The following is an 18,725-nucleotide window of genomic DNA, read 5'->3' as shown; positions in this document are numbered from 1 at the left end:
GGCAACCCCGGCCGCGCGAGGCGACCGGGGGACCCGGCGGGCGGAGTGGGTCAGCGGACCTTGTGGTCGAGGGCGGCGACCTCGCGTACGGCGGTGGCGACCGCCGCGTAGTCCTTCTTGAGGATCGCGCCGTGGTTGCTGGCGACCTTCGCGCCGACCCGGATGTTCGGGTTGCGGACGGTCACCGCGTCGAGGCTGGCACGGATGCGTTCCTGCTCGTCGCCCTTGCTGCCGAAGGACGTCCCCGACGCGACCACGTACCGCACCGGAACGGTGATGGCGTCGAGCACCGGGCCCAGCTCGCGCTCGGCGGAGAGCCGTCCCAACTCGATGTTGCTCTCCGCCTGCTCGTCGGCGTTCATCCGCGGGACCAGGCCCGTCGGGCGCAGCAGGGGCATGAACCAGCGCATCCGCCGGAACAGCTTCCGGATGCGCTGCTCCATGGCCTCGTCCAGCCAGTCGTGCGGGAACGCGCCGTCGACCAGCACCGCGCCGACGGTACGGTGCGGGTTCCGGTTGGCCCAGTGCGCGCCGACGACCGCGCCGTACGACCAGCCCACGAGCACTGCCCGGTCCACGCCCCGGGCGGCGAGAACGGCGTCGACGTCCCGGACGGCTGCCTCGAACGAATAGTCCGCCGAGCGCCCCGACTTTCTGCCGCGGGCTCGCTCGTCGTAGGTGATGTGCCGCCACCCGGTGCCCAGGTCGGTGATGACGCGTCGCCAGTACCCCTGGGTGGCGAACTGGCCGTTGAGGAAGACCACCGGGATGCCCGAACCGCCGGTGTCGGTGACGGCCAGGGCCGTGTCGTCGACCGGCACCATGCCGGTCCAGGTCGAGCTGGTCGAGGAGGAATTGTTCGTCGTCATGGTCGTACTCCTGAGGGGTTGGGGGTTCAGAGGCTGCGGGCGGTGATGTCGCCGTGCGAGGTGGTGGCGTGGATGTCGAGGTCGGCGATGCCGGTGTTGGTGAGGGCGTTGCTGACGCGGCCGTGGCCGGTGCCGGCGTCCAGGGCGGCCGAGACGCCGCTGGCGGCGGCGACCGAGATGTCGCCGGACTCTGTACGCAGCACGACCGCGCCGCGCCGGGCCTCGGCGACGAGGATGTCGCCCCGCGTCGTGCTGATCTCGGCCGGGCCGTTGAGCCGGCCGACCTCGACGTCGCCGTCGATCGCGGTGAGACGCACGCTCGCGGCTTCGTCGATCTTGATGTGGCGGTACGCGCCGTCGACGGTGACGTCACCGAGGCGTCCGACGCCGCGCAGTTCGGCGCTGGCGGCCCGGACCTCGACGCGGGAGTCGGCGGGCAGTTGGACGGTCACCTCCACCGAGCCGGAGGGGCCGAGGGGCTGGTTGGCGGGGGTCGCGGTCGTGACCCGCAGGACGCCGTCGGCGTACGCGATGGTGGTCCGCTCGGCGGCCCGGGTGTCGCGGCTCCGGCCGGCGTCGGTGGGCCGGACCTCGACTGTGGTGTCCGCGCGGTCGGCGGCGATGAACTGGACGCGCCCGGCGGGGATGTCCAGGACGGCGGAGATGGGCGCGGGGGTCGGGAAGCTCTGCATCACGTTCTCCTGGTGCTCGTTCCGGTGTTTCTGATGTGGGAAACGCTACGTTGCTTTCCATCAGCCGGCAACAAGTCTGTTGCACTAAATCAACGTACCAGCAGCTCAAGGGCTTGAAAATGTTGCAATGGTTCGGAATATAACGCAACGCTACGGCGATGAGCCATTGCAATCGGATGAGGGTGAACGCTATGGTGGGAGCGCGCCGAGGCGCTCCGAGAAACCACCACCGAGGAGGTCGCGATGCCGGGAGGCAGACTCACCCAGCAGGAACGCCAGCAGATCGCGCTGGGGCTGGCCGACAGCCTGCCGTACGCCGAGATCGCCCGGCGGCTCGACCGTCCGACCTCGACGGTCACCCGCGAGGTGTTGCGCAACGGCGGTCCGAACGCCTACCGCGCCGACCTGGCCCACCGCGCCACCGAACGCCGCGCCCGCCGACGCGCGCCCGCCTCCGCCCGGGCGGCCGAGTCGGTCCCGCAGCCGCACGGCCGTGACGCCGAGGCCGTCGCCGAGTACGAGGAGACGTTCACGACCGTCCTCATGGCCTCGGGCCTGAACAAGATGTCGGCCCGGGTGCTGACCTGCCTGTTCACCACCGACACGGGCAGCCTGACCGCGTCGGAGCTCGCCCAGCGCCTCCAGGTCAGCCCGGCGTCCATCTCCAAGGCGATCGCCTTCCTGGAGAGCCAGAGCCTCGTGCGCCGGGAGCGCGACGAGCGCCGCCGCGACCGCTACGTCGTCGACAACGAGCTCTTCTACCAGGCGACGATCGCCAGCGCCCGCGCCAACGACCAGCTCGTCGAGACGGCACGCCAGGGTGTCGCCGTCCTCGGTCCGCACACCCCCGCCGCCGCCCGCCTGGAGAACATCGCCCGCTTCCTGGACTTCATCAGCGAGAGCATCACCCGTGCCGCCGAACAGGCCCGTGACGTCCTGCACAGCAGACCCGAGTGACCGTCAGGCGGTTCCGCCCGTCGACGGCGGCCGGTCAGGCCGGTGGCGGGCGAACGCGTCGACCCGGCCCCACCGGCCGGGAATGTCCAGCAACGCGACCCGGGCGAAGGCGGCCGGCAACGCGGGGTTCACGGCGAGATGGTCGTCGTGCGGGTCGATGCCGAGCAAGGTGCGCAGCAGCAGCATGGGCGCCCCGCTGGACCACGCCTGCGGGCTGCCGGCGGTCGGGTACCGGACCGGGTAGCGGGTGGTGCTGCGGTCGTACCCACCGAACGCCTCGGGCAGCCGGCCCTGAAAGAAGGTCGCGGCGGACAGGATGCCCTCGGCGATGCGGCCGGCCTCCGTGCCGAACCCGTACCGGCGCAGGCCCCAGGCGATGAAGGAGTTGTCGAACGGCCAGACGGTGCCGTTGTGGTATCCGAGCGGGTTGTAGCGGCCCTGCCCCTCCGCGAAGGTCCGCACCCCCCAGCCCGAGAAGAGCGCCGGACCCATCAGGTGCTCGACGACACGTGCGGCCCGCTCGGGTGGCACGATGCCGCTCCACAGCAGATGCCCGATGTTCGAGGAGAGGCTGTCGACCGGCGTCCCGTCGGGGTCGAGCGCGAGGGCGTAGTAGCCGTCGTCGTCGAGCCAGAAATCGCGGTTGAAGCGGTCGTACAACTCTGCCGCCTCGCGTTCCAGTCGGTTGGCGTAGTCGGGGTCGCCCCAGAAGGCGCGCGCCAACCGCGCCCCGCGCATCTTGGCGTCGTAGGCGTACCCCTGGGTCTCGCAGGTGGCCCTCGGGAACCCGGGCAGCCGGCCGTCGGCGTAGGAGATGCTGTCCCAGGAGTCCTTCCAGCACTGGTTGTCCAGGCCGGTGGCGCGGTTGCGTTTCTCGTACCAGACGTAGCCGGTCGACGTCAGGTCGGCGTACGTGTCGATCCAGGTCAGGGCCGCGCGAGCCTCCTGCTCCAACTCCATCACCAGCGCGGTGTCGCCGCTCCACCGCTCGTACTCGTCGAGCAGCACCACGAACAGGGGCGACGCGTCGACGGTGCCGTAGTAGGGCGAGTGTGGCTGTTCCTCGAACGCGGCAGACTCCCCGTAGCGCAGCTCGTGCAGGATCCGGCCGGGGTCCTCCTCCAGGACGTCGTCGGACCGGGCGCCCTGCAACGACGCGAGGATCCGCAGCGTCGGCGGGGCCAACGACGGTGTGATGGGCAGGGTCTGCAGGCAGGTCAGCAGGCTGTCGCGGCCGAACAGGGTCATGAACCAGGGCAACCCGGCTGCGGGTACGGTCGCGCCGCCGAGCGAGAGCGGCGCGAAGCGCAGCGCCGCCAGGTCCACCAGGCTGCGGTGGTACACCTGCTGCAGCGCCGCGCTATCGGTGTCCAGTGTCGGCGCCTGCGCGACCCACTCCCGCACGCTGTCCGGCAGAGTGGAGTCGTCCGGGCGCTGCGCCCGTAGGGCGTCACGCAGGTCGACGCCGTCCGGGCGCAGTGCCCGCATGGCGGCCTGCAACCGGGTGGTCCACTGCTGCCCGGGCTCCAGGCGCACGGCGAACCGGAAGCCGCTCGGATCGATGGTGGCCGGCTCGCTCGCCGACACGACAACCTCGCGCCGGTACGTGCCGCGCCGATAGCCCATCCGCAACTCGTTCGCGTCGACCTGGGTGTAGTAGCTGCCGACCTTGTCGTGAAGGTCGAACTTGATCTCGAAGATGTCGGCGAAGTCGGCCGCCACCTCCAGGCGGACGTCCAGGTCGATAATCGACTGACCGTAGTTGAAGATCGTCAGCGACTCGGTCAGGTCCGGGCCGATGTGTCGTCGCCGGATGGCGGACACGTCCGCCTCGACGTAGTCGACCGCCCCGCCCGGCACAACGAAGAACGTGACCTCGTAGTACTGGCTGTCGTCCACCGACAGGGCGGCCATGCGTTCACCGTTGACGGTGAGCACCCAGCGGGACAGGAAGCGGGTGTCGGCGGCGAACAGCCCGACCGGGGTGGCAGGGGAGGAATGCACGTCGCCACTGGCGTCCGACACGATGAACGTGTTCCCGTCGATGCACGACACGGTGCCGGGGATGTCCCTCATCGGCTACGTTCCGCTGGCCCGGCCGACTCGGTGGGGCGGCCGGCTGCTCGCGGAAACAGCCGTCCGATGCGCAACGCCAGGCCGAGATCACCGTCGACCAGGATCTCGCCGCGGGTGATCGCCGCCAGCCCGTTCACCTCACCGCGCGCCATCGCGTCCGCGACCTGCGCGGACACCGTGATGACGGTGGTGGCGGGGTCGCCGCTCCTGGACACCTGCATGTCGCCGTGGTCGATGACGAGGAGCCACTGCTCCAGGTCGTCCCCGCTCCCGATGTCGAAGCGCACGCTCCCGCACACCTTCTGAAAACGCGGATCCCGGCAGGCAGCGGCCAGCCGCTCGAAGAAGGCACTGGTCGCCGACATCCCACCTCCCCGGGCGCGCGCTGGTTAGAAACGGATGGCGGCTACCCGCTGCGGGGGGCTGTTAACGCTCAGCGCGGGCGTCGTTCAGGGCGAGAGCGTGAAGCGGGTCCAGGTGGTCGGCAGCCGGACAGAGGCTGAACAGTGGCTCGGCGGAATTTGGATGTCGGCGCGGCAGGCGTACCGCTCACAATGTCCGCCATGGCGAGAGAGCGCGTACTGGCGAAGGTCGAGGCCGACCTGCGGCGTGGGCACGTCCACCCCGCGATGCAGCGGCTGACGAGCCTGAACGCCGCGTACCCCGACGACCTGGAGCTGCGCTCCCGGCGTGCCGCGCTGTACCGGCAGGTGGGCAACGTGGCCGAGGCCGGGCGGTGGGGATTCCTCACCGAGGACGCCGGCGCGCAGGAGGTCGTCGCGTTCGAGAGGTCCTACCCGGGCGCCTGGCGACGTCTGCGCGCGTTGAGGGTGATCGCCGACCCCACCGACCGGCTCGGGCCGGTGGCGGGCGCGCGGCTCGCCCAGCTGGTCCGCCAGGCCGAGCGGGAGGGCCCCGCCCCGGTCACCTGGACCGAGTTCGGCCCCCGCTCGGCTGAGCCCGACTCGTGGCGGGACGCGCTGGGTTGCCTGGTGGCGACCGTGATCGGTCTGGTCCTGGTGGCGCTCACCGTCGTCGGCCTGATCACCGTGCTCCGCTGGGCGCTGTAGGAGGACCCGGGTACGCGTGGGATGAGCGGCCTTTGGGCGTTCTGTCCCGAATCGGTCTCCTGGGGTGGGCGTACCGCATAGCGTCACGGAGGCGGACCCACCGCCGGTGCGCCGCGCGTCGGCGGGCACGGCCCCGCGGAAGGGACCGGACATGGATCGAGTCGAGACGGTGCTCCTGCCGGAGCTGGACGGGCCGGTCCCGACGACCCTGCCGAGGGCGCTGGGCCTGTTGAGCCTGGCCCTGGGCGTGGGCGCCCTGGCCGCACCCCGATCCCTCGCGCGACTGACCGGGGTGGACGACTCCCCGGCGACGCAGGCGGTCGTCCCGGCCGTCGGCGCGCGCGAGCTGGTGCACGCCGTCGGCCTGCTCACCGGCCGCCGCCCTGTCGGCTGGGCGTGGACGCGGGTGGCCGGTGACGCGCTCGACCTCACCCTGCTGTGCCGGGCGATGGCCGACCGTCGGGGTGACCGCCGACGGCGCCTGGCGCTGACGACCGCCGCGATCGCCGGCATCACCGCCCTGGACGCGGCCGTCGCCATCGGCGCCGGCCGCGCGCGACGGGCCCGCGCCCGGGTGATCCGGATGGAGATCGCGGTGACCGTGAACCGGTCGCCCGCGGAGGCGTACCGGTTCTGGCGCGACATGGAGAACCTGCCGAAGTTCATGGCGCACCTGGAGTCGGTACGCGCCGACGACCTGCGCCGCTCCCACTGGGTCGCGCGCGGCCCGGCCGGTCGCCACGTCGAGTGGGACGCCGAGATCATCGACGACCAGCCGAACAGGGCCATCACCTGGCGCTCGCTGCCGGGCACCCGGGTGGCCAACGCCGGGCGGGTCCGGTTCGCGCCCGCCCCGGGCGACCGGGGCACCGAGGTACGGGTGCAACTGCGCTACGCGCCCCCGGCCGGCGCGCTGGGCCGGTCGGTGGCCAAGCTCTTCGGTGCGGAGCCCGAGCAGCAGGTCCGCGACGACCTGCGCCGGTTCAAGCAGGTGCTGGAGGCCGGCGAGGTGGTCCGCTCCGAGGGCAGCCCGAACGGCATCTCCGTACGCCAGCAGGCCATGCAGCGGCCCGCGCAGCCGCTGCCGGCGTCCCGTCGCTGACCACCCACGCCGTCGAAAGGGACCGCGGAGATGAAGGCCACCGCCTGGATGGGCACCGACAGCGTCAAGGTGATCGACGTGCCCGACCCGACGATCATGAATGCCCGCGACGCGATCGTGAAGATCAGCACCACCGCAATCTGCGGCTCCGACCTGCACCTCTACCACGGCTACATCCCGGCCATGCGCAAGGGAGACATCCTCGGCCACGAGTTCATGGGCGAGGTGGTGGAGGTGGGCCCGCAGGTGCGCAACCTCAAGCCCGGCGACCGGGTGGTGGTGCCCTTCCCGATCGCCTGTGGGCACTGCTCGTCGTGCCAGCGGGGCCTGTACTCGGTGTGCGAGAACTCCAACCCCAACGCCGGGATCGCCGAGAAGGTCATGGGCCACTCGCCGGCCGGCATCTTCGGCTACTCCCACCTCCTCGGCGGGTACGCGGGCGGTCAGGCCGAGTACGCCCGGGTGCCGTTCGCCGACGTCGGCCCGCTCAAGGTGCCCGACTACATCCCCGACGACCAGGCGGTCATGCTCGCCGACGCCTTCCCGACCGGCTACATGGGCGCCGAGATGTGCGACATCAAACCGGGGCAGGTCATCGCGGTCTGGGGCGCGGGACCGGTCGGGCTGCTCGCCGCCGCCAGCGCCCGGCTGCTCGGCGCGGAGCGCGTGATCGTCATCGACCGGTTCCCGTACCGGCTGCGGCTCGCCGAGGAGCACGTCGGCGCCGAGACGATCAACTATGCCGAGGCCGACGTGCTGGACACCCTCGACGAGATGACCGCCGGCCGGGGGCCGGACGCGTGCATCGACGCGGTCGGCCTGGAGGGCCACCACGGCAACGCGGCCCTGTACGCGTACGACCGGGCCAAACAGGCCACGCGGACCGAGACGGAACGGCCCTTCGCGCTGCGCGAGGCGATCCTGGCCTGCCGCTCCGGCGGGGTGGTGTCGGTCATCGGCGCGTACGGGGGCTTCGTCGACAAGTTCCCGATGGGCGCGTTCATGAACCGGTCGCTGATCATGCGGAGCGGCCAGTGTCACGTGCAGCGCTACACCCGGCCACTGCTGGAACGCATCCAGCTCGGCGAGATCGACCCGAGCTTCGTCGTCAGCCACCGGCTGCCGCTGCGCGACGCCGCGAAGGGCTACAAGATCTTCCAGAAGAAGCAGGACGACTGCACGAAGGTGCTCCTCAAGGCCTGAGCGTCGACCGGCCGCCGCACGGCACTTCGGGCGGTACTCGGGGGCGGCGTCGTACTGGGAGATCGGGATCGTGCTGCTCCCCGAGTGGCGGGGGAGGGCCGGCGGATGGCGCGACGGACATCTTTACAGCCGGCTGCGCGACGATCCGCCGCCCGCAGCGCTCGCTGGGAGGTGATTCCGGGACGGGGCACCCGTGCCGGTCCACCGCTACCCAGACACCGCACCACCGGACACCGCGCCACCCCGTTTGTGCCCGGCGAGCCGGGGAAACCGCCCCGTTCGCCCGGCGGGCCGCACGGCCGGCCGAGCAGACGGAAGGAGCGGGTCATGGAGTACGACCAGATGATCGCCACGGTGCGCCAGCGTGCGGGCCTCGGGGAGAACGAGGCCGTGCGGTCCGTACAGGCCGTCCTGTCGGTGCTCGGCGAACGGCTCGCCGGCCAGGAGGCCGACCACCTGGCGGCACAGCTACCGGATCGGCTGGACGCGTCGGTCACCCGTAATCCGCAGGGCCGCCGGTGGGACATCGGTGAGTTCCTCAAGCACGTCGGCGACCGGGAGCAGGTCGCGAACGCGGACCAGGTGCGTCAACACGCCCAGGCGGTGCTGCGTACCGTCGCCGAGGCCCTCAACGACGACGAGCGACAGGACCTGCTCGCCCAACTGCCGGGCGGCATCATCGACCTGTTCGGCGTGCCGACACCGCGCGGTTGACCGCCGCCGCACATCAGGGGATCGGCCACTCGTGCACCGGCCGGTTGCTGTGCATCAGCGTCACGTAGTGCCGGACCACCTCGCGCAGCGCCTCCGGCCGGTCCAGGTGATCGGCGGACTCCAACCGGTGCAGCGTTTCCACCTGCCAGGTCGCGCCGTTGCGGCTGGTCAGGCAGCGCTGCTCGATGATGCCCAGCAGCCGGTCGCGCTCGGTCGGGTCGAGGCCCCACCGGTCCAGGCCGTGGTGCGCCATCGGCAGCAGCCGGCGCAGCACCAGCTCGGTGACCGGCAGGTAACCGAGGCCGGGCCAGAAGACCTGCGCGTCGATGCCGTGCCGTGCGCAACTGGTGAAGTTCTCCTCGGCGGCGCTGAACGACATCTGTGACCACAGTGGGCGATCCGACTCGGCCAGGGCGCGGACCAGTCCGAAGTAGAAGGCCCCGTTGGCGATGGTGTCCAGCACGGTCGGCCCGGCCGGCAGCACCCGGTTCTCGACGCGCAGGTGCGGCCGGCCGCGCGACACGTCGTACACCGGGCGGTTCCAGCGGTAGATCGTGCCGTTGTGCAGCCGCAGCTCGGCGAGGTTGGGCACCTCGCCGGCCGCGAGGGTCTGCGCCGGGTCCTGCGGGTCGCACACCGGCAGCAGCGCCGGGAAGTAGCGGACGTTCTCCTCGAACAGGTCGAACACGCTGGTGATCCACCGCTCGCCGAACCAGACTCTGGGGCGTACCCCCTGGGCTTTGATCTCTTCCGGCCGGGTGTCGGTGGCCTGCTGGAACAGCGGGATGCGGGTCTCGCGCCACAGCTCCCGGCCGAAGAACAGCGGTGCGTTCGCGCCCAACGCCACCTGGATGCCGGCGACCACCTGGGCGGCGTTCCAGTAGTCGGCGAACTGCGCCGGGCTGACCTGGAGGTGGAACTGGGTGCTCGTGCAGGCCGCCTCCGGGGTGATCGTGTCGGCGGTGACCGCCAGGCGCTCCACCCCGCTGATGGCGATCGGCAGGTCCTCACCCCGGGCGGCGAAGATCTGCTCGTTGAGCAGCTTGTAGCGCGGGTTCGCCGAGAGCGTCTCGGCGGTCAGGTGCTCGGGGCGCAACGTCGGCAGGATGCCGATCATGACCATGTGCGCGCCGATCGCCCGCGCCTTCTCCTCGGCGGCGTTGAGGCTGGCCCGCACGTGCTCCTCGAAGTCGGCGGTGCCGGTGCCGGTCAGCCGCCGCGGCGGCACGTTGATCTCGATGTTGAACTGGCCCAGCTCCGTCTGGAAGCTCGGATCCTCGATGGCCGCCAACACGTCGGCGTTGCGCATCGCCGGGTTCGACGCCTCGTCGACGAGGTTCAGCTCGATCTCCAGCCCGGTCATCGGCCGGTCGATGTCGAACCGCGACTCGCGCAACATCTCGGCGAAGACGTCCAGGCAGTTGCGCACCTTCTCGCGGTACCGGGCCCGGTCCTCCCGACTGAAGGTCCGTACGCCGACATCCTCGCCCATGGTCACCACCCTGTCACCGCTGGTCCCCCCCAACCTCGCACGTGGCCGGCGGGCGGGGGAAGACCCGAGGGTTCTTTCCTACCCAGTCGCGGGCTCCGTGACCCCTGTCGCACGCTGCGTGGCCGACGAGGGCGCGAACGGCCGGCACCGTTAGCATTGCCGCCCGAGAGGTGGTGGCGTCCGGATGCGCGAGAAGGTGACCCGGCTGTTCGTCGCGGCGGCGATCGCCGAGGCGTGCTCCTGGCTGGCCCTGCTGGCCGGAATGGCCGTCAAGTACGGTCCGCCCGGCAACGAGCTGGGCGTCAAGATCTTCGGCCCGATCCACGGCGGCCTGTTCATCGCGTACGGGCTGCTGGTGCTCGCGGTGGCCCGACTGCGCCGGTGGAGCCTGCCGGTGACCGTGGTGGCGCTGGCCTGTGCCGTGCCGCCGTTCGCCACCCTGATCTTCGAGCGCTGGGCCCGTCGCAGGGGAATCCTCGGCGTGGACCGCCGCCCGGCCCGCGAGCCCGCACCCGTCGGCTGACGCGCGGCCCGGCCGCTGCGCGGACCCCCCCGCCGGGGCAGGTCAGGTCAGTGCGGAGCAGGCCACCACGCCGGCGAGCAACAGCGCGCCCAGCGCCGCCTGCAACAGCAGTGGTGGGCCGAGATGCGACCAGAGCGTCGCGGTACGCGGGGTGAGCAGCTGCCCGGTGGTGAGGTTGACGATCCGCTCGATGCGCGGCGGCAACTCCGGGTCATGCTGCGGGCGCAGCGTGAGCTGCACCTGGTCGGCCGGGTGCAACGCGCTCTGCGGCAGGTGCCCGTGCAGCTCCACCTCGCAGAGCTGACCGGCGGTGTTGCGCAGGCGCACCGGGGTGACCAGGTACTCCGGGCCCTGCTTCAGCTCCTTCCAGCGCCGCCGGGTGCCGCCGCCGCCGAACGAGAAGAGCGCGCGCAGCAGCAGGGCCGGCAACCGGGCGAACGCCGCCGCGGCGAGCACCGCGACCAGCACCGGTTGGCCGACGCGTATCTCGCGGGTGTAGCCGTCGAGCAGGCGGACCAGCCGCCCGGTGACGATCCGCTCCGTCGGGTGCACGATCCGTCGGGTATCGAGTCCGCTGTCCATCCCCACCACCGAGAGTCCGCTTGTGTTCACTGATCGTATCGATGTCCCCGGTTGAACGCCGTGAATGAAACCTGGTCACGGGCTCACGGCCACGAGGTGACATCCCGGGCGAGCAGGGTAAGCGGGGGGCCGAGCTGGAAAGGGGTCGAGCATGCAGCTGTCCTTCCTGCGCCCGCTCTACGACCGACCCGGGCCGTGGTGCTCGGTGTACCTGGACGCCTCCGCCGACACGGAGGACGCCAAACCGGCGCTGGACCTGCGCTGGCGTGCCCTGGAACGCAGCCTGGCCGACCAGGGCGCGGACGAGGCGAGCATCGCCGCGCTGGACCGGGTGATCCGGGGTCACGACCCGATGGTCGGTGACTACGGCCTGGCCGTCTTCGCCAGCCACGGCCGGGTGGTGCTCTCCGAGTACCTGTCCGCGCCGCCGCTGCGCGACCTGGCCAGTTTCGGGCCACTGCCGCACGTGATGCCGCTGCTCGCCCAGCGCGGCGAACAGGTGGCCTGGGTCCGGGTGGTCGCCGACCGCACCGGCGGCGACGCGATGGCGGTCAGCGCGGGCGGGGTGCCCCGACGGGCGCACGTCGCCGGCCGGGACAGCTTCCCGCTGCGTCGCGTGCAGCCCGGCGGCTGGTCCCAGTCGCGCTATCAGCGCGCCGCCATGGAGGCGTGGCACCAGAACGCCGGCGACGTGACCGCCGCGACCGTGCAGCTGGCCGACAAGGTCGGCGCGGACGTGGTGGTGGTGGCCGGCGACGTCCGGGCCACCGGCATGATCGCCGCCCAGATGCCGGAGCGCTGGCAGGACCTGGTGGTCCGTACCGACGCCGGGTCCCGGGCCGGCGGCGCCGACCAGACCATGCTCGACGACCTCACCGTGCAGACCATCGCGGAGGTCGCCGACCAGCGGATCACCGCCGCGCTGGACCGTTTCGGCGTGCAGGAGGACGTGGGCGCCGGTCTCGACGCGGTCGTCTCGGCCCTGCAACGCAACCAGGTCGACACCATGCTGATCGTGGACGACCCGTCGGCCAACGGGGAGTTGTGGATCGGCCCGGAGCCGACCGAGATCGCCGTCGATCCCACTCAGCTGAGCGCGATGTCGGTGGACGACCCGCAGCGGGTACGCGCCGACGCGGCGCTGGTCCGCGCGCTGGTCGGCACCGACGCGGCGCTGACCGTACTCGGCGCGGACGAGGCGCCCGAGCTCACCGACGGCGTCGGCGCGGTGCTGCGCTACGTCGACGAAGGCACCCCGGGGCGCGGCAATGGCTGAGCGCCGTGTGGCGGACCTGGTGGTGGAGCGGCTGCGGGCCTGGCGGGTCCCGCGCGCCTTCGGCTACCCCGGTGCGGCGATCGCCCCGCTGGTCGAGGCGCTGGACCGCTCCGGGGGTGATCCGGCGTTCGTCCCGGCCCGGCACGAGGAGACCGCCTCGTTCATGGCCACCGGGCACGCCAAGTTCACCGGCGGCATCGGGGTCTGCCTGGCCACCCAGGGGCCCAGCGCGGTGCAACTGCTCAACGGCCTCTACGACGCGAAGCTGGACAGCAAACCGGTCGTCGCGATCGTCGGCGAGGACGTCACCGGGCCCCTGGGCGGCGCGCACCAGCAGATCGGTTTGAGCCGGCTCTTCGGCGACGTGTGCAACCAGTTCGTCCAGTACGGCCGCAGCCCGGAGAGCGTACCGGCGCTGCTGGACCAGGCGTTCCGCACCGCGGCGGCGACCCGCAGCCCGACCTGTGTGGTGCTGCCTCGGCACCTGCAGGAGGCCGTGGTGCCCGACCTGGGCGCGCACGCGGTCGGCGTGATCACGGCGACTCCCGGTGAGCCGCTGGCCCGGGTGCTGCCGTACGAGGTGGACCTCGACGCCGCCGCGCAGATCCTCGGCAACGGCCAGCGCACCGCGATCCTGGTGGGCCAGGGGGGCCGGGGCGCCGCCGACGAGATCATCGAGCTGGCCGACCGGCTCGGCGCCGGGGTGGCCACCTCGCTGCTGGGCAAGCCGGTCCTCGACGAGCGGCTGCCCTTCCACGCCGGCGTGCTCGGCGAGGTCGGCACGCCGGCCGCCGCCGAGCTGATGGGCGGCTGCGACACGCTCCTGCTGGTGGGCACCAACGACCCGTGGACCGACTACTTCCCGATGCCCGACCAGGCCCGCACCGTGCAGATCGACATCGACGGCACCCGCATCGGCAGCCGGTACCCGGCCGACGTGCCCCTGGTCGGGGACGCGGCCGAGACGCTGCGCGCGCTGCTGGCGCGGGTGCCGTCGCGGCCGCACCAGCAGTGGCGTGCCACGGTGGAGAGCGCGGTCGACCGCTGGCGGGCGACCGCGGCCGACCGGGCCGCCGCGCCCGCCGAGCCGATCAACCCGCAGCTCGTGCTCCAGGAACTCTCCACCCGGGCGCCGCGGACCGGCTCGGTCGCGGTCGACGTCGGCTCGGTCCTCTACTGGTACGCCCGGCACCTCGTCCTGCCGCCCGGGGTGAACGCGCAACTGTGCGGCACCCTCGGCTCGATGGGCTGCGCCCTGCCGTATGCGGTGGCCGCCAAACTCGCCGCGCCCGGCCAGCCGGTGATCGCCCTGCTCGGCGACGGGGCCATGCAGCTCAACGGGCTCGCCGAGCTGATCACGGTGTCGCACCACTGGCAGGGGTGGGCCGACCCACGGTTGGTGGTGCTCGTGCTCAACAACCGCGACCAGAACGGCATGGGCGGTGGCCGGGAGCCGTCGTCCGACCCCACCCACCGCCGCCCGGACGTGCCGTACGCCGGCTGGGCCCGCCTGCTCGGGCTGCACGGTGTCCGGGTGGACCGCCCGGAACTGGTCGGCGCCGCCTGGGACGAGGCGCTCGCCGCGGACCGCCCCTGCGTCCTGGAAGCGGTAGTCGACCCGGCGGTGTCGTTGGCGCCGCCGGAGCCGGCCTTCGCCGACCTGCGCGGACTGTATGCCGAGGGGGAGGGCGCCCGGCGGGTACGCGAGCAGGTCGAGCAGGCGGTGGCCGTCGACGATCTCGTTTAGGCGTACCTCTTCAGGGCATCAGTAGCGGCCCGACGACGCTGGAGGTCACATGCTGGAGCCCGCCGACCGCCGCTACGGTCCCGCGCCCCTGCCGCAGCCGCGCGGTCCGCTGTCCGCAGCGGTGACCGATGCGCTGCGGCGTCCGCCGCACGACCTGCCTCCCGGCCTGGGCGTCGACCTCGATCCGGTGGACGCGATCGGCGACGAGGACCTGCAACTGACCCTGTTCCTCTGCTACGAGCTGCACTACCGGGGCTGGAGCGGGGTGGACGAGGGCTGGGAGTGGCAGCCCGCGCTGCTGGCCCTGCGGGCCCGCGTCGAACGGCCCTTCGAGGCGGCGCTGCGCCGGCTGGCCGGAGCCCCGGCGGTACCGGCCCGTGGGGTCGCGGCCGGGTTGGGCGAGCTGGTCGCTGCCGACGACGGGCCGCCGCTGGCCGCCACGCTCCAGCGGCACGCCGACCTCACCCAGTTCCGCGAGTTCGTCGCCCACCGTTCCGTCTACCACCTGCGCGAGGCGGACCCGCACAGTTGGGCGCTGCCCCGCCTCGGCGGTCCCGCCAAGGCCGCCCTCGTCGAGATCCAGACCGACGAGTACGGCAACGGCCGGCTGGACCGGATGCACGCCGAGCTGTTCCGGCGCACCCTCGACCGGTTGGGTATGGACACCGGCTACGGCGCCCACCTGGACGCGGTGCCCGCGGTGACGCTGGCGACCAACAACCTGATGTCGCTGTTCGGGCTGCACCGACGGCTGCGCGGCGCGCTGCTCGGGCACCTGGCGGCCTTCGAGATGACCTCGTCCCTGCCGAACCGCCGCTACGGCAACGGCCTGCGCCGGCTCGGCCTCGACGAGGTGGCCACCCGCTTCTACGACGAGCACGTGGAGGCCGACGCGGTGCACGAGCAGATCGCCGCGCACGACCTGTGCGGCGGCCTGGTCCGTGCCGAGCCGGCGCTCGCCTCCGACGTGCTCTTCGGCGCGGCGGCGGCGCTCGCGGTGGACCGGCTGTTCGCGGCGCACCTGCTGGACAGTTGGGCCGCCGGCCGCAGCTCACTGCGCTCGCCACTGCCGCTGTCGACCGCGCCGGCCGTGCCGCCGCTGGTGTCGCTCACCGCGACGTCGACCGTGGTGACGCCGGTCCAGCCCGCCGTCGCCTGACGGCTTCGCCTGGTCAGCTCCGCCCGGTCAGCCCTCGCGGGCGGTGCCGGCGCGGAAGTTGACCACCTTGTGGGTGCCGTCGCAGAACGGCTTGAGCGCCGACTTGCCACACCGGCACAGAGCGATCGTGCCCCGGCGTGCGTCGATCCGCTCGCCGTCCGGAGTGACCAGGGCGAAGTCGCCGCGGACCAGGAGCGGGCCGTCCTCGTACGGGGTGATCGTGGCGGCGGACTCGCCGGTGTCCTCGGTGCGCATGAGTCCGGAAGTGCCCGCCCCGGCCGCGACGAAACCCCGCGCGGACGCCGTGGGTCCCTCAGGTCCGATCGTCCCCGCCGGCCCGCTCCCGCCGCCCGGAGCCAATCGTCGCCGAACGCCGCTGACCTGTGGAATGTTGCCGCCGGGTGGGTGATGCCCCGTTTGAACCCCATCCGGACGGGAAGCCGGGCCGCGTGGTGAGCGAACGAGGCAAGGTGGGCCCGGTGCACAAGGTGCACAAGGGGCTGTCGGCCGACGGCGCCGGTCTGGCCGGCGACCGGGTCGTGGCCCAGGGCAGCGCTGCCCGGGTGCTGGTCGCCGCCACCGCCCGGGCCCTGCGCGGCGCGGACTGCGCCGACCTCGGGCACACCGGGCCGACCTCGCGGTTCCCGGGCGCCCCCGAGCCGGTACGCCGTGCCGCGGTGAGCCGGGCCGCCGGGCGGGTCGCCCTCACCGTCGACCAGGTCGGTGAGGTGGACGCGGCCCGGGTCGCGCGCTGGTTCGTCGACCAGTACCCGCGTGGGAGCTACCCCGGTGTGCTCATCGGGTCGCCGCACGGTGCGGCGGCCCACCTCGCGGTGGCCCTCGGCGTGCCGTGGCTGCCCGCCGGCTTCGAGATGACCGCGCACTGGAGCGACGGCGCTGTGGACCGCCCGGGGGCGGCGCTGGAGCACGGGGGGGCGCTCGCCGAACGGCTGCTCGCCGGCAACCCCGACGTGCACCTGCGTCAGGTGCACTGCCCGGCCAGCCGGGGGTCGCTGACCGGGGTCACCGTGTCGCTGGCCGCCCGCTGGAGGGCGCTGCCGGCCGCGTACGCGCAGTTCCTGACCGACCGGCTGAGCGCGGCCGCCCCGGTGCTGCTGGTGCGCGACGCGCGCACGTGGCCGGTGTCGGAGCGGGGGCCCGGGCACAGCTTCCAGGTCGGCTGCCCGGCCAGCGGGCTGGACCCGGTGGACTTCCACCCCGACAGCCATGCCCTGCGGCAGGTCCTGCGCGCCGTGGGCGGGGACGCCGCCCAGTGGGCGCCGCCGGAGGTGTCGGCGCCGTCGGGGGACGCCGAGCACGGCATGGACGCGGACTTCGAGCGGACCACGCGGGACTGGGCCGCCCGCCACCAGCATCCGCTGCACCGGGTGCTGGTGCCCCGGCCGGCGGCGCTGAGCGCGGGCGTGGCGGACCTGTACCGGCGGTGGCTGCGGGCCGCCGGCAAGACCGGTGACCGGTTGGTGGTGGAGTGCGGCCGGCTGCTCGATCCGTGGCAGGTGGTACGGGCGGGGCTGGTGCCGTACTGGTGTGAGAACGCCACCCGGCGCAGCGTCGACGAGGCCGAGTGGTGGCTGGCCGGCAGCGAGACGTTCAGCTCGGTGGACGTCCTGCCCGAGCCTCCCGGGATGCGCTCGCCCGCGCTGGCCGGGCTGCCGCAGTGGTTGGCCGTCGCGGGCTTCGGCCGGCGGCGGCGGGCGCTGGACCGGACCTCCGCCCGGGGCTATCCGGTGACGTCCGTGCCGACGCGCCGGGCCACCGAGGTCCTGCGCGCCCAGCCGTACGACCTGCCCGCTCCGCCCCCGCTGGGGGCCGCTGAGGCCCTGTCGGTGCTCCGCGACAGCGGCGGCCACCAGGGGTTGCTCGTCTCCTGAGGGGAGCACGCCGAAACTTCCTCGCGAACCCGGGGTCCCGTGATTGAGTACCTACGGAGCGGGAACATCGCTGGCTGCGACGGCCTGATTGCGCTGCGTAGAGGCGTTGTCGCCCGCTGGCATCCCAGTCACTGACCCACTTTCCGGCCCGGTGCGTGGCCCGACCACGCGCACGACCGGTTTCCCGATCCGGGCGGGGGACCTTCCTGAGGGAGGCGCGGATGTTCGGACAGACGAGCACGACCACGACCACACCACCACCCACCGAGCGTGGTCTGGAGGACCTGGACGCGGCGGCGCTGGCGTACGCGGCCCGGATCGAGGGGCTGCCGCCGGAGCGGCGGGGAGAGGCCCGCGACGACCTGGTGCGCTTCGCGCTGCCGTTCGCCGGGCGACTGGCCCGCCGGTACCGGGGCCGGGGGGAGCCGCTGGAGGACCTGGAGCAGGTGGCCCGCCTCGGGCTGGTCAACGCCGTCGACCGGTACGACCCGGAACGGGGCTCGTTCACCGCGTACGCGGCGATCACCATCGTCGGGGAGATCAAGCGGCACTTCCGGGACCGCACCTGGGGCGTGCACGTGCCCCGGCGGCTGCGCGACCTGATCCTCGAGGTGGGTCAGGCCACCGCCGCGCTGACCAGTGAGCTGTCCCGGGCGCCGTCGGTGGCCGAGCTGTCGGCCCGCCTGGAGACGCCGCAGGAGGAGATCCTCGCGGCGCTGGAGTCGGCGGCCGGCTACAGCCCGGCGTCACTGAACGCGCCGGTCGGCGGGGAGAGTTCCGCGGAGTTCGGTGACCTGGTCGGCGAGTCGGACAACGCGCTGGAATCGGTCGACGACCGGGTGACGGTGAGCGGCCTGCTGCACCGGCTGCCCTGGCGCGAACGCCGCATCCTCGCCATGCGCTTCTACGGCAACCAGACCCAGGCGGAGATCGCCGCCCGGTTCGGCATCTCGCAGATGCACGTCTCCCGGCTGCTGTCGCGGGCGCTGACCTGGCTGCGGCAGGCCATGCTCGCCGACGCGCCGCCGCCGTGGCAGAACGGCGCCGCCGAACCGGACCCGGGCAAGACCCGCATCTCGGTGCGGCAGAACGGCGACGGGGTCGTCGTCGAGGTCGGCGGTGAGGTGGACCGGGACGGCGCGGACCAGCTGCGCCGCGCGATGCTGGAGGCCGTCAACGGCCAGCCGAGCGAGGTCGTCGTCGACCTGGTCGGCGCGGGCGGCTTCGACGCCGGCGGGATCGCCGCGCTGATGGCGGGCCGGGAGGCGGCGGAGCGCACCGGCGTGCCGCTGCGGCTGACCCGGGTGCAGCCGGCGGTGCGCCGCTCGCTCACCGCCGCCGGCCTGGCACCCGCCCGGGACTGACCGGCGC

18 protein-coding genes are annotated in these 18,725 nt (G+C 72.9%); 11 read left to right on the top strand and 7 right to left on the bottom strand.

Annotated elements, in window-relative coordinates; translation table 11 throughout:
• Positions 1–50: 50 nt before the first annotated feature.
• Positions 51–869, bottom strand: coding sequence for an alpha/beta fold hydrolase (locus ACFYPH_RS16420; protein ID WP_387182472.1), 819 nt, complete (start codon positions 867–869; stop codon positions 51–53).
• Positions 870–895: 26 nt separating this feature from the next.
• On the bottom strand, positions 896–1,561 hold the full coding sequence (locus tag ACFYPH_RS16415) for a DUF4097 family beta strand repeat-containing protein (RefSeq protein WP_387182469.1): 666 nt from the start codon (positions 1,559–1,561) through the stop codon (positions 896–898).
• A 243-nt stretch (positions 1,562–1,804) separates the two neighbouring features.
• Here ACFYPH_RS16415 and ACFYPH_RS16410 point away from each other — a divergent pair, with 243 nt between their 5' ends.
• Positions 1,805–2,518, top strand: coding sequence for a helix-turn-helix domain-containing protein (locus ACFYPH_RS16410; RefSeq protein ID WP_387182466.1), 714 nt, complete (start codon positions 1,805–1,807; stop codon positions 2,516–2,518).
• Positions 2,519–2,521: 3 nt separating this feature from the next.
• On the opposite strand, the gene ACFYPH_RS16405 is transcribed toward ACFYPH_RS16410, so the two are convergent.
• Positions 2,522–4,585 carry a glycogen debranching N-terminal domain-containing protein gene (locus ACFYPH_RS16405; protein ID WP_387183130.1) on the bottom strand — a complete coding sequence of 688 codons (2,064 nt, stop codon included), beginning with the start codon at positions 4,583–4,585 and terminating at the stop codon, positions 2,522–2,524.
• A 5-nt stretch (positions 4,586–4,590) separates the two neighbouring features.
• Positions 4,591–4,959, bottom strand: a complete 369-nt coding sequence (locus ACFYPH_RS16400) for an SCP2 sterol-binding domain-containing protein (RefSeq protein WP_387182463.1) — start codon at positions 4,957–4,959, stop codon at positions 4,591–4,593.
• A gap of 198 nt (positions 4,960–5,157) precedes the next feature.
• Between ACFYPH_RS16400 and ACFYPH_RS16395 the strand changes: the two genes are divergently transcribed.
• The 4 genes from ACFYPH_RS16395 to ACFYPH_RS16380 all read left to right on the top strand — a co-directional run bounded on the left by ACFYPH_RS16395 (position 5,158) and on the right by ACFYPH_RS16380 (position 8,683).
• On the top strand, positions 5,158–5,664 hold the full coding sequence (locus ACFYPH_RS16395; protein ID WP_354862279.1) for a DUF6584 family protein: 507 nt from the start codon (positions 5,158–5,160) through the stop codon (positions 5,662–5,664).
• Between the two features lie 151 nt (positions 5,665–5,815).
• Positions 5,816–6,766, top strand: a complete 951-nt coding sequence (locus ACFYPH_RS16390; RefSeq protein WP_387182460.1) for an SRPBCC family protein — start codon at positions 5,816–5,818, stop codon at positions 6,764–6,766.
• 30 nt (positions 6,767–6,796) lie between these two features.
• On the top strand, positions 6,797–7,969 hold the full coding sequence (locus ACFYPH_RS16385; protein ID WP_387182458.1) for a zinc-dependent alcohol dehydrogenase: 1,173 nt from the start codon (positions 6,797–6,799) through the stop codon (positions 7,967–7,969).
• Positions 7,970–8,296: 327 nt separating this feature from the next.
• The gene (locus tag ACFYPH_RS16380) at positions 8,297–8,683 is read left to right on the top strand and encodes a DUF2267 domain-containing protein (protein WP_354863076.1); all 387 of its coding nucleotides are present in this window, start codon (positions 8,297–8,299) and stop codon (positions 8,681–8,683) included.
• Positions 8,684–8,696: 13 nt separating this feature from the next.
• On the opposite strand, the gene ACFYPH_RS16375 is transcribed toward ACFYPH_RS16380, so the two are convergent.
• A complete protein-coding gene (locus tag ACFYPH_RS16375) occupies positions 8,697–10,175 on the bottom strand; it encodes a glutamate--cysteine ligase (RefSeq protein WP_354863078.1) in 1,479 nt (492 codons plus the stop codon).
• Positions 10,176–10,359: 184 nt separating this feature from the next.
• Here ACFYPH_RS16375 and ACFYPH_RS16370 point away from each other — a divergent pair, with 184 nt between their 5' ends.
• Complete coding sequence (locus ACFYPH_RS16370) at positions 10,360–10,698, top strand: DUF3817 domain-containing protein (protein WP_387182454.1); 339 nt, start codon at positions 10,360–10,362, stop codon at positions 10,696–10,698.
• Between the two features lie 42 nt (positions 10,699–10,740).
• Here the strand turns inward: ACFYPH_RS16370 and ACFYPH_RS16365 are convergent, their stop codons facing one another.
• Positions 10,741–11,289 carry a hypothetical protein gene (locus ACFYPH_RS16365; protein ID WP_387183127.1) on the bottom strand — a complete coding sequence of 183 codons (549 nt, stop codon included), beginning with the start codon at positions 11,287–11,289 and terminating at the stop codon, positions 10,741–10,743.
• A 142-nt stretch (positions 11,290–11,431) separates the two neighbouring features.
• Between ACFYPH_RS16365 and ACFYPH_RS16360 the strand changes: the two genes are divergently transcribed.
• Genes ACFYPH_RS16360 through ACFYPH_RS16350 form a run of 3 tightly spaced genes read left to right on the top strand, consistent with a single transcriptional unit; the run spans position 11,432 to position 15,462 of the window.
• On the top strand, positions 11,432–12,556 hold the full coding sequence (locus ACFYPH_RS16360; RefSeq protein ID WP_387182451.1) for a Vms1/Ankzf1 family peptidyl-tRNA hydrolase: 1,125 nt from the start codon (positions 11,432–11,434) through the stop codon (positions 12,554–12,556).
• Positions 12,549–14,303: a thiamine pyrophosphate-binding protein gene (locus tag ACFYPH_RS16355; RefSeq protein ID WP_387182448.1), complete on the top strand. Its 1,755-nt coding sequence runs from the start codon at positions 12,549–12,551 to the stop codon at positions 14,301–14,303. The genes ACFYPH_RS16360 and ACFYPH_RS16355 overlap by 8 nt, the downstream gene beginning before the upstream one ends.
• Positions 14,304–14,352: 49 nt before the next feature.
• Positions 14,353–15,462, top strand: a complete 1,110-nt coding sequence (locus ACFYPH_RS16350; RefSeq protein WP_387182446.1) for an iron-containing redox enzyme family protein — start codon at positions 14,353–14,355, stop codon at positions 15,460–15,462.
• Positions 15,463–15,489: 27 nt separating this feature from the next.
• On the opposite strand, the gene ACFYPH_RS16345 is transcribed toward ACFYPH_RS16350, so the two are convergent.
• A complete protein-coding gene (locus ACFYPH_RS16345) occupies positions 15,490–15,717 on the bottom strand; it encodes a CDGSH iron-sulfur domain-containing protein (protein ID WP_354863236.1) in 228 nt (75 codons plus the stop codon).
• A gap of 224 nt (positions 15,718–15,941) precedes the next feature.
• On the opposite strand from ACFYPH_RS16345, the gene ACFYPH_RS16340 reads away from it, so the two are divergent.
• Positions 15,942–17,354 carry a hypothetical protein gene (locus tag ACFYPH_RS16340; protein WP_387182443.1) on the top strand — a complete coding sequence of 471 codons (1,413 nt, stop codon included), beginning with the start codon at positions 15,942–15,944 and terminating at the stop codon, positions 17,352–17,354.
• Positions 17,355–17,575: 221 nt separating this feature from the next.
• Entirely contained in the window at positions 17,576–18,718 is a 1,143-nt protein-coding gene (locus ACFYPH_RS16335; protein WP_355067259.1) for a SigB/SigF/SigG family RNA polymerase sigma factor, read from the top strand.
• The last annotated feature ends 7 nt before the right edge of the window (positions 18,719–18,725 follow it).

Source organism: Micromonospora sp. NPDC005252, from assembly GCF_042872475.1.
Taxonomy (GTDB): Bacteria; Actinomycetota; Actinomycetes; order Mycobacteriales; family Micromonosporaceae; genus Micromonospora.
Note: the sequence above shows the minus strand (reverse complement) of the source record. Positions and strands in the feature narration are given on the sequence as shown.

Bases quoted from the DNA above. Each gene is read 5' to 3' on its own strand.
- ACFYPH_RS16420 (WP_387182472.1), bottom strand. From the start codon at position 869: ATGACGACGAACAATTCCTCCTCGACCAGCTCGACCTGGACCGGCATG.
- ACFYPH_RS16355 (WP_387182448.1), top strand. From the start codon at position 12,549: ATGGCTGAGCGCCGTGTGGCGGACCTGGTGGTGGAGCGGCTGCGGGCC.
- ACFYPH_RS16375 (WP_354863078.1), bottom strand. From the start codon at position 10,175: ATGGGCGAGGATGTCGGCGTACGGACCTTCAGTCGGGAGGACCGGGCC.
- ACFYPH_RS16410 (WP_387182466.1), top strand. From the start codon at position 1,805: ATGCCGGGAGGCAGACTCACCCAGCAGGAACGCCAGCAGATCGCGCTG.
- ACFYPH_RS16350 (WP_387182446.1), top strand. From the start codon at position 14,353: ATGCTGGAGCCCGCCGACCGCCGCTACGGTCCCGCGCCCCTGCCGCAG.
- ACFYPH_RS16360 (WP_387182451.1), top strand. From the start codon at position 11,432: ATGCAGCTGTCCTTCCTGCGCCCGCTCTACGACCGACCCGGGCCGTGG.
- ACFYPH_RS16395 (WP_354862279.1), top strand. From the start codon at position 5,158: ATGGCGAGAGAGCGCGTACTGGCGAAGGTCGAGGCCGACCTGCGGCGT.
- ACFYPH_RS16345 (WP_354863236.1), bottom strand. From the start codon at position 15,717: ATGCGCACCGAGGACACCGGCGAGTCCGCCGCCACGATCACCCCGTAC.
- ACFYPH_RS16390 (WP_387182460.1), top strand. From the start codon at position 5,816: ATGGATCGAGTCGAGACGGTGCTCCTGCCGGAGCTGGACGGGCCGGTC.
- ACFYPH_RS16415 (WP_387182469.1), bottom strand. From the start codon at position 1,561: ATGCAGAGCTTCCCGACCCCCGCGCCCATCTCCGCCGTCCTGGACATC.
- ACFYPH_RS16380 (WP_354863076.1), top strand. From the start codon at position 8,297: ATGGAGTACGACCAGATGATCGCCACGGTGCGCCAGCGTGCGGGCCTC.
- ACFYPH_RS16385 (WP_387182458.1), top strand. From the start codon at position 6,797: ATGAAGGCCACCGCCTGGATGGGCACCGACAGCGTCAAGGTGATCGAC.
- ACFYPH_RS16400 (WP_387182463.1), bottom strand. From the start codon at position 4,959: ATGTCGGCGACCAGTGCCTTCTTCGAGCGGCTGGCCGCTGCCTGCCGG.
- ACFYPH_RS16370 (WP_387182454.1), top strand. From the start codon at position 10,360: ATGCGCGAGAAGGTGACCCGGCTGTTCGTCGCGGCGGCGATCGCCGAG.
- ACFYPH_RS16335 (WP_355067259.1), top strand. From the start codon at position 17,576: ATGTTCGGACAGACGAGCACGACCACGACCACACCACCACCCACCGAG.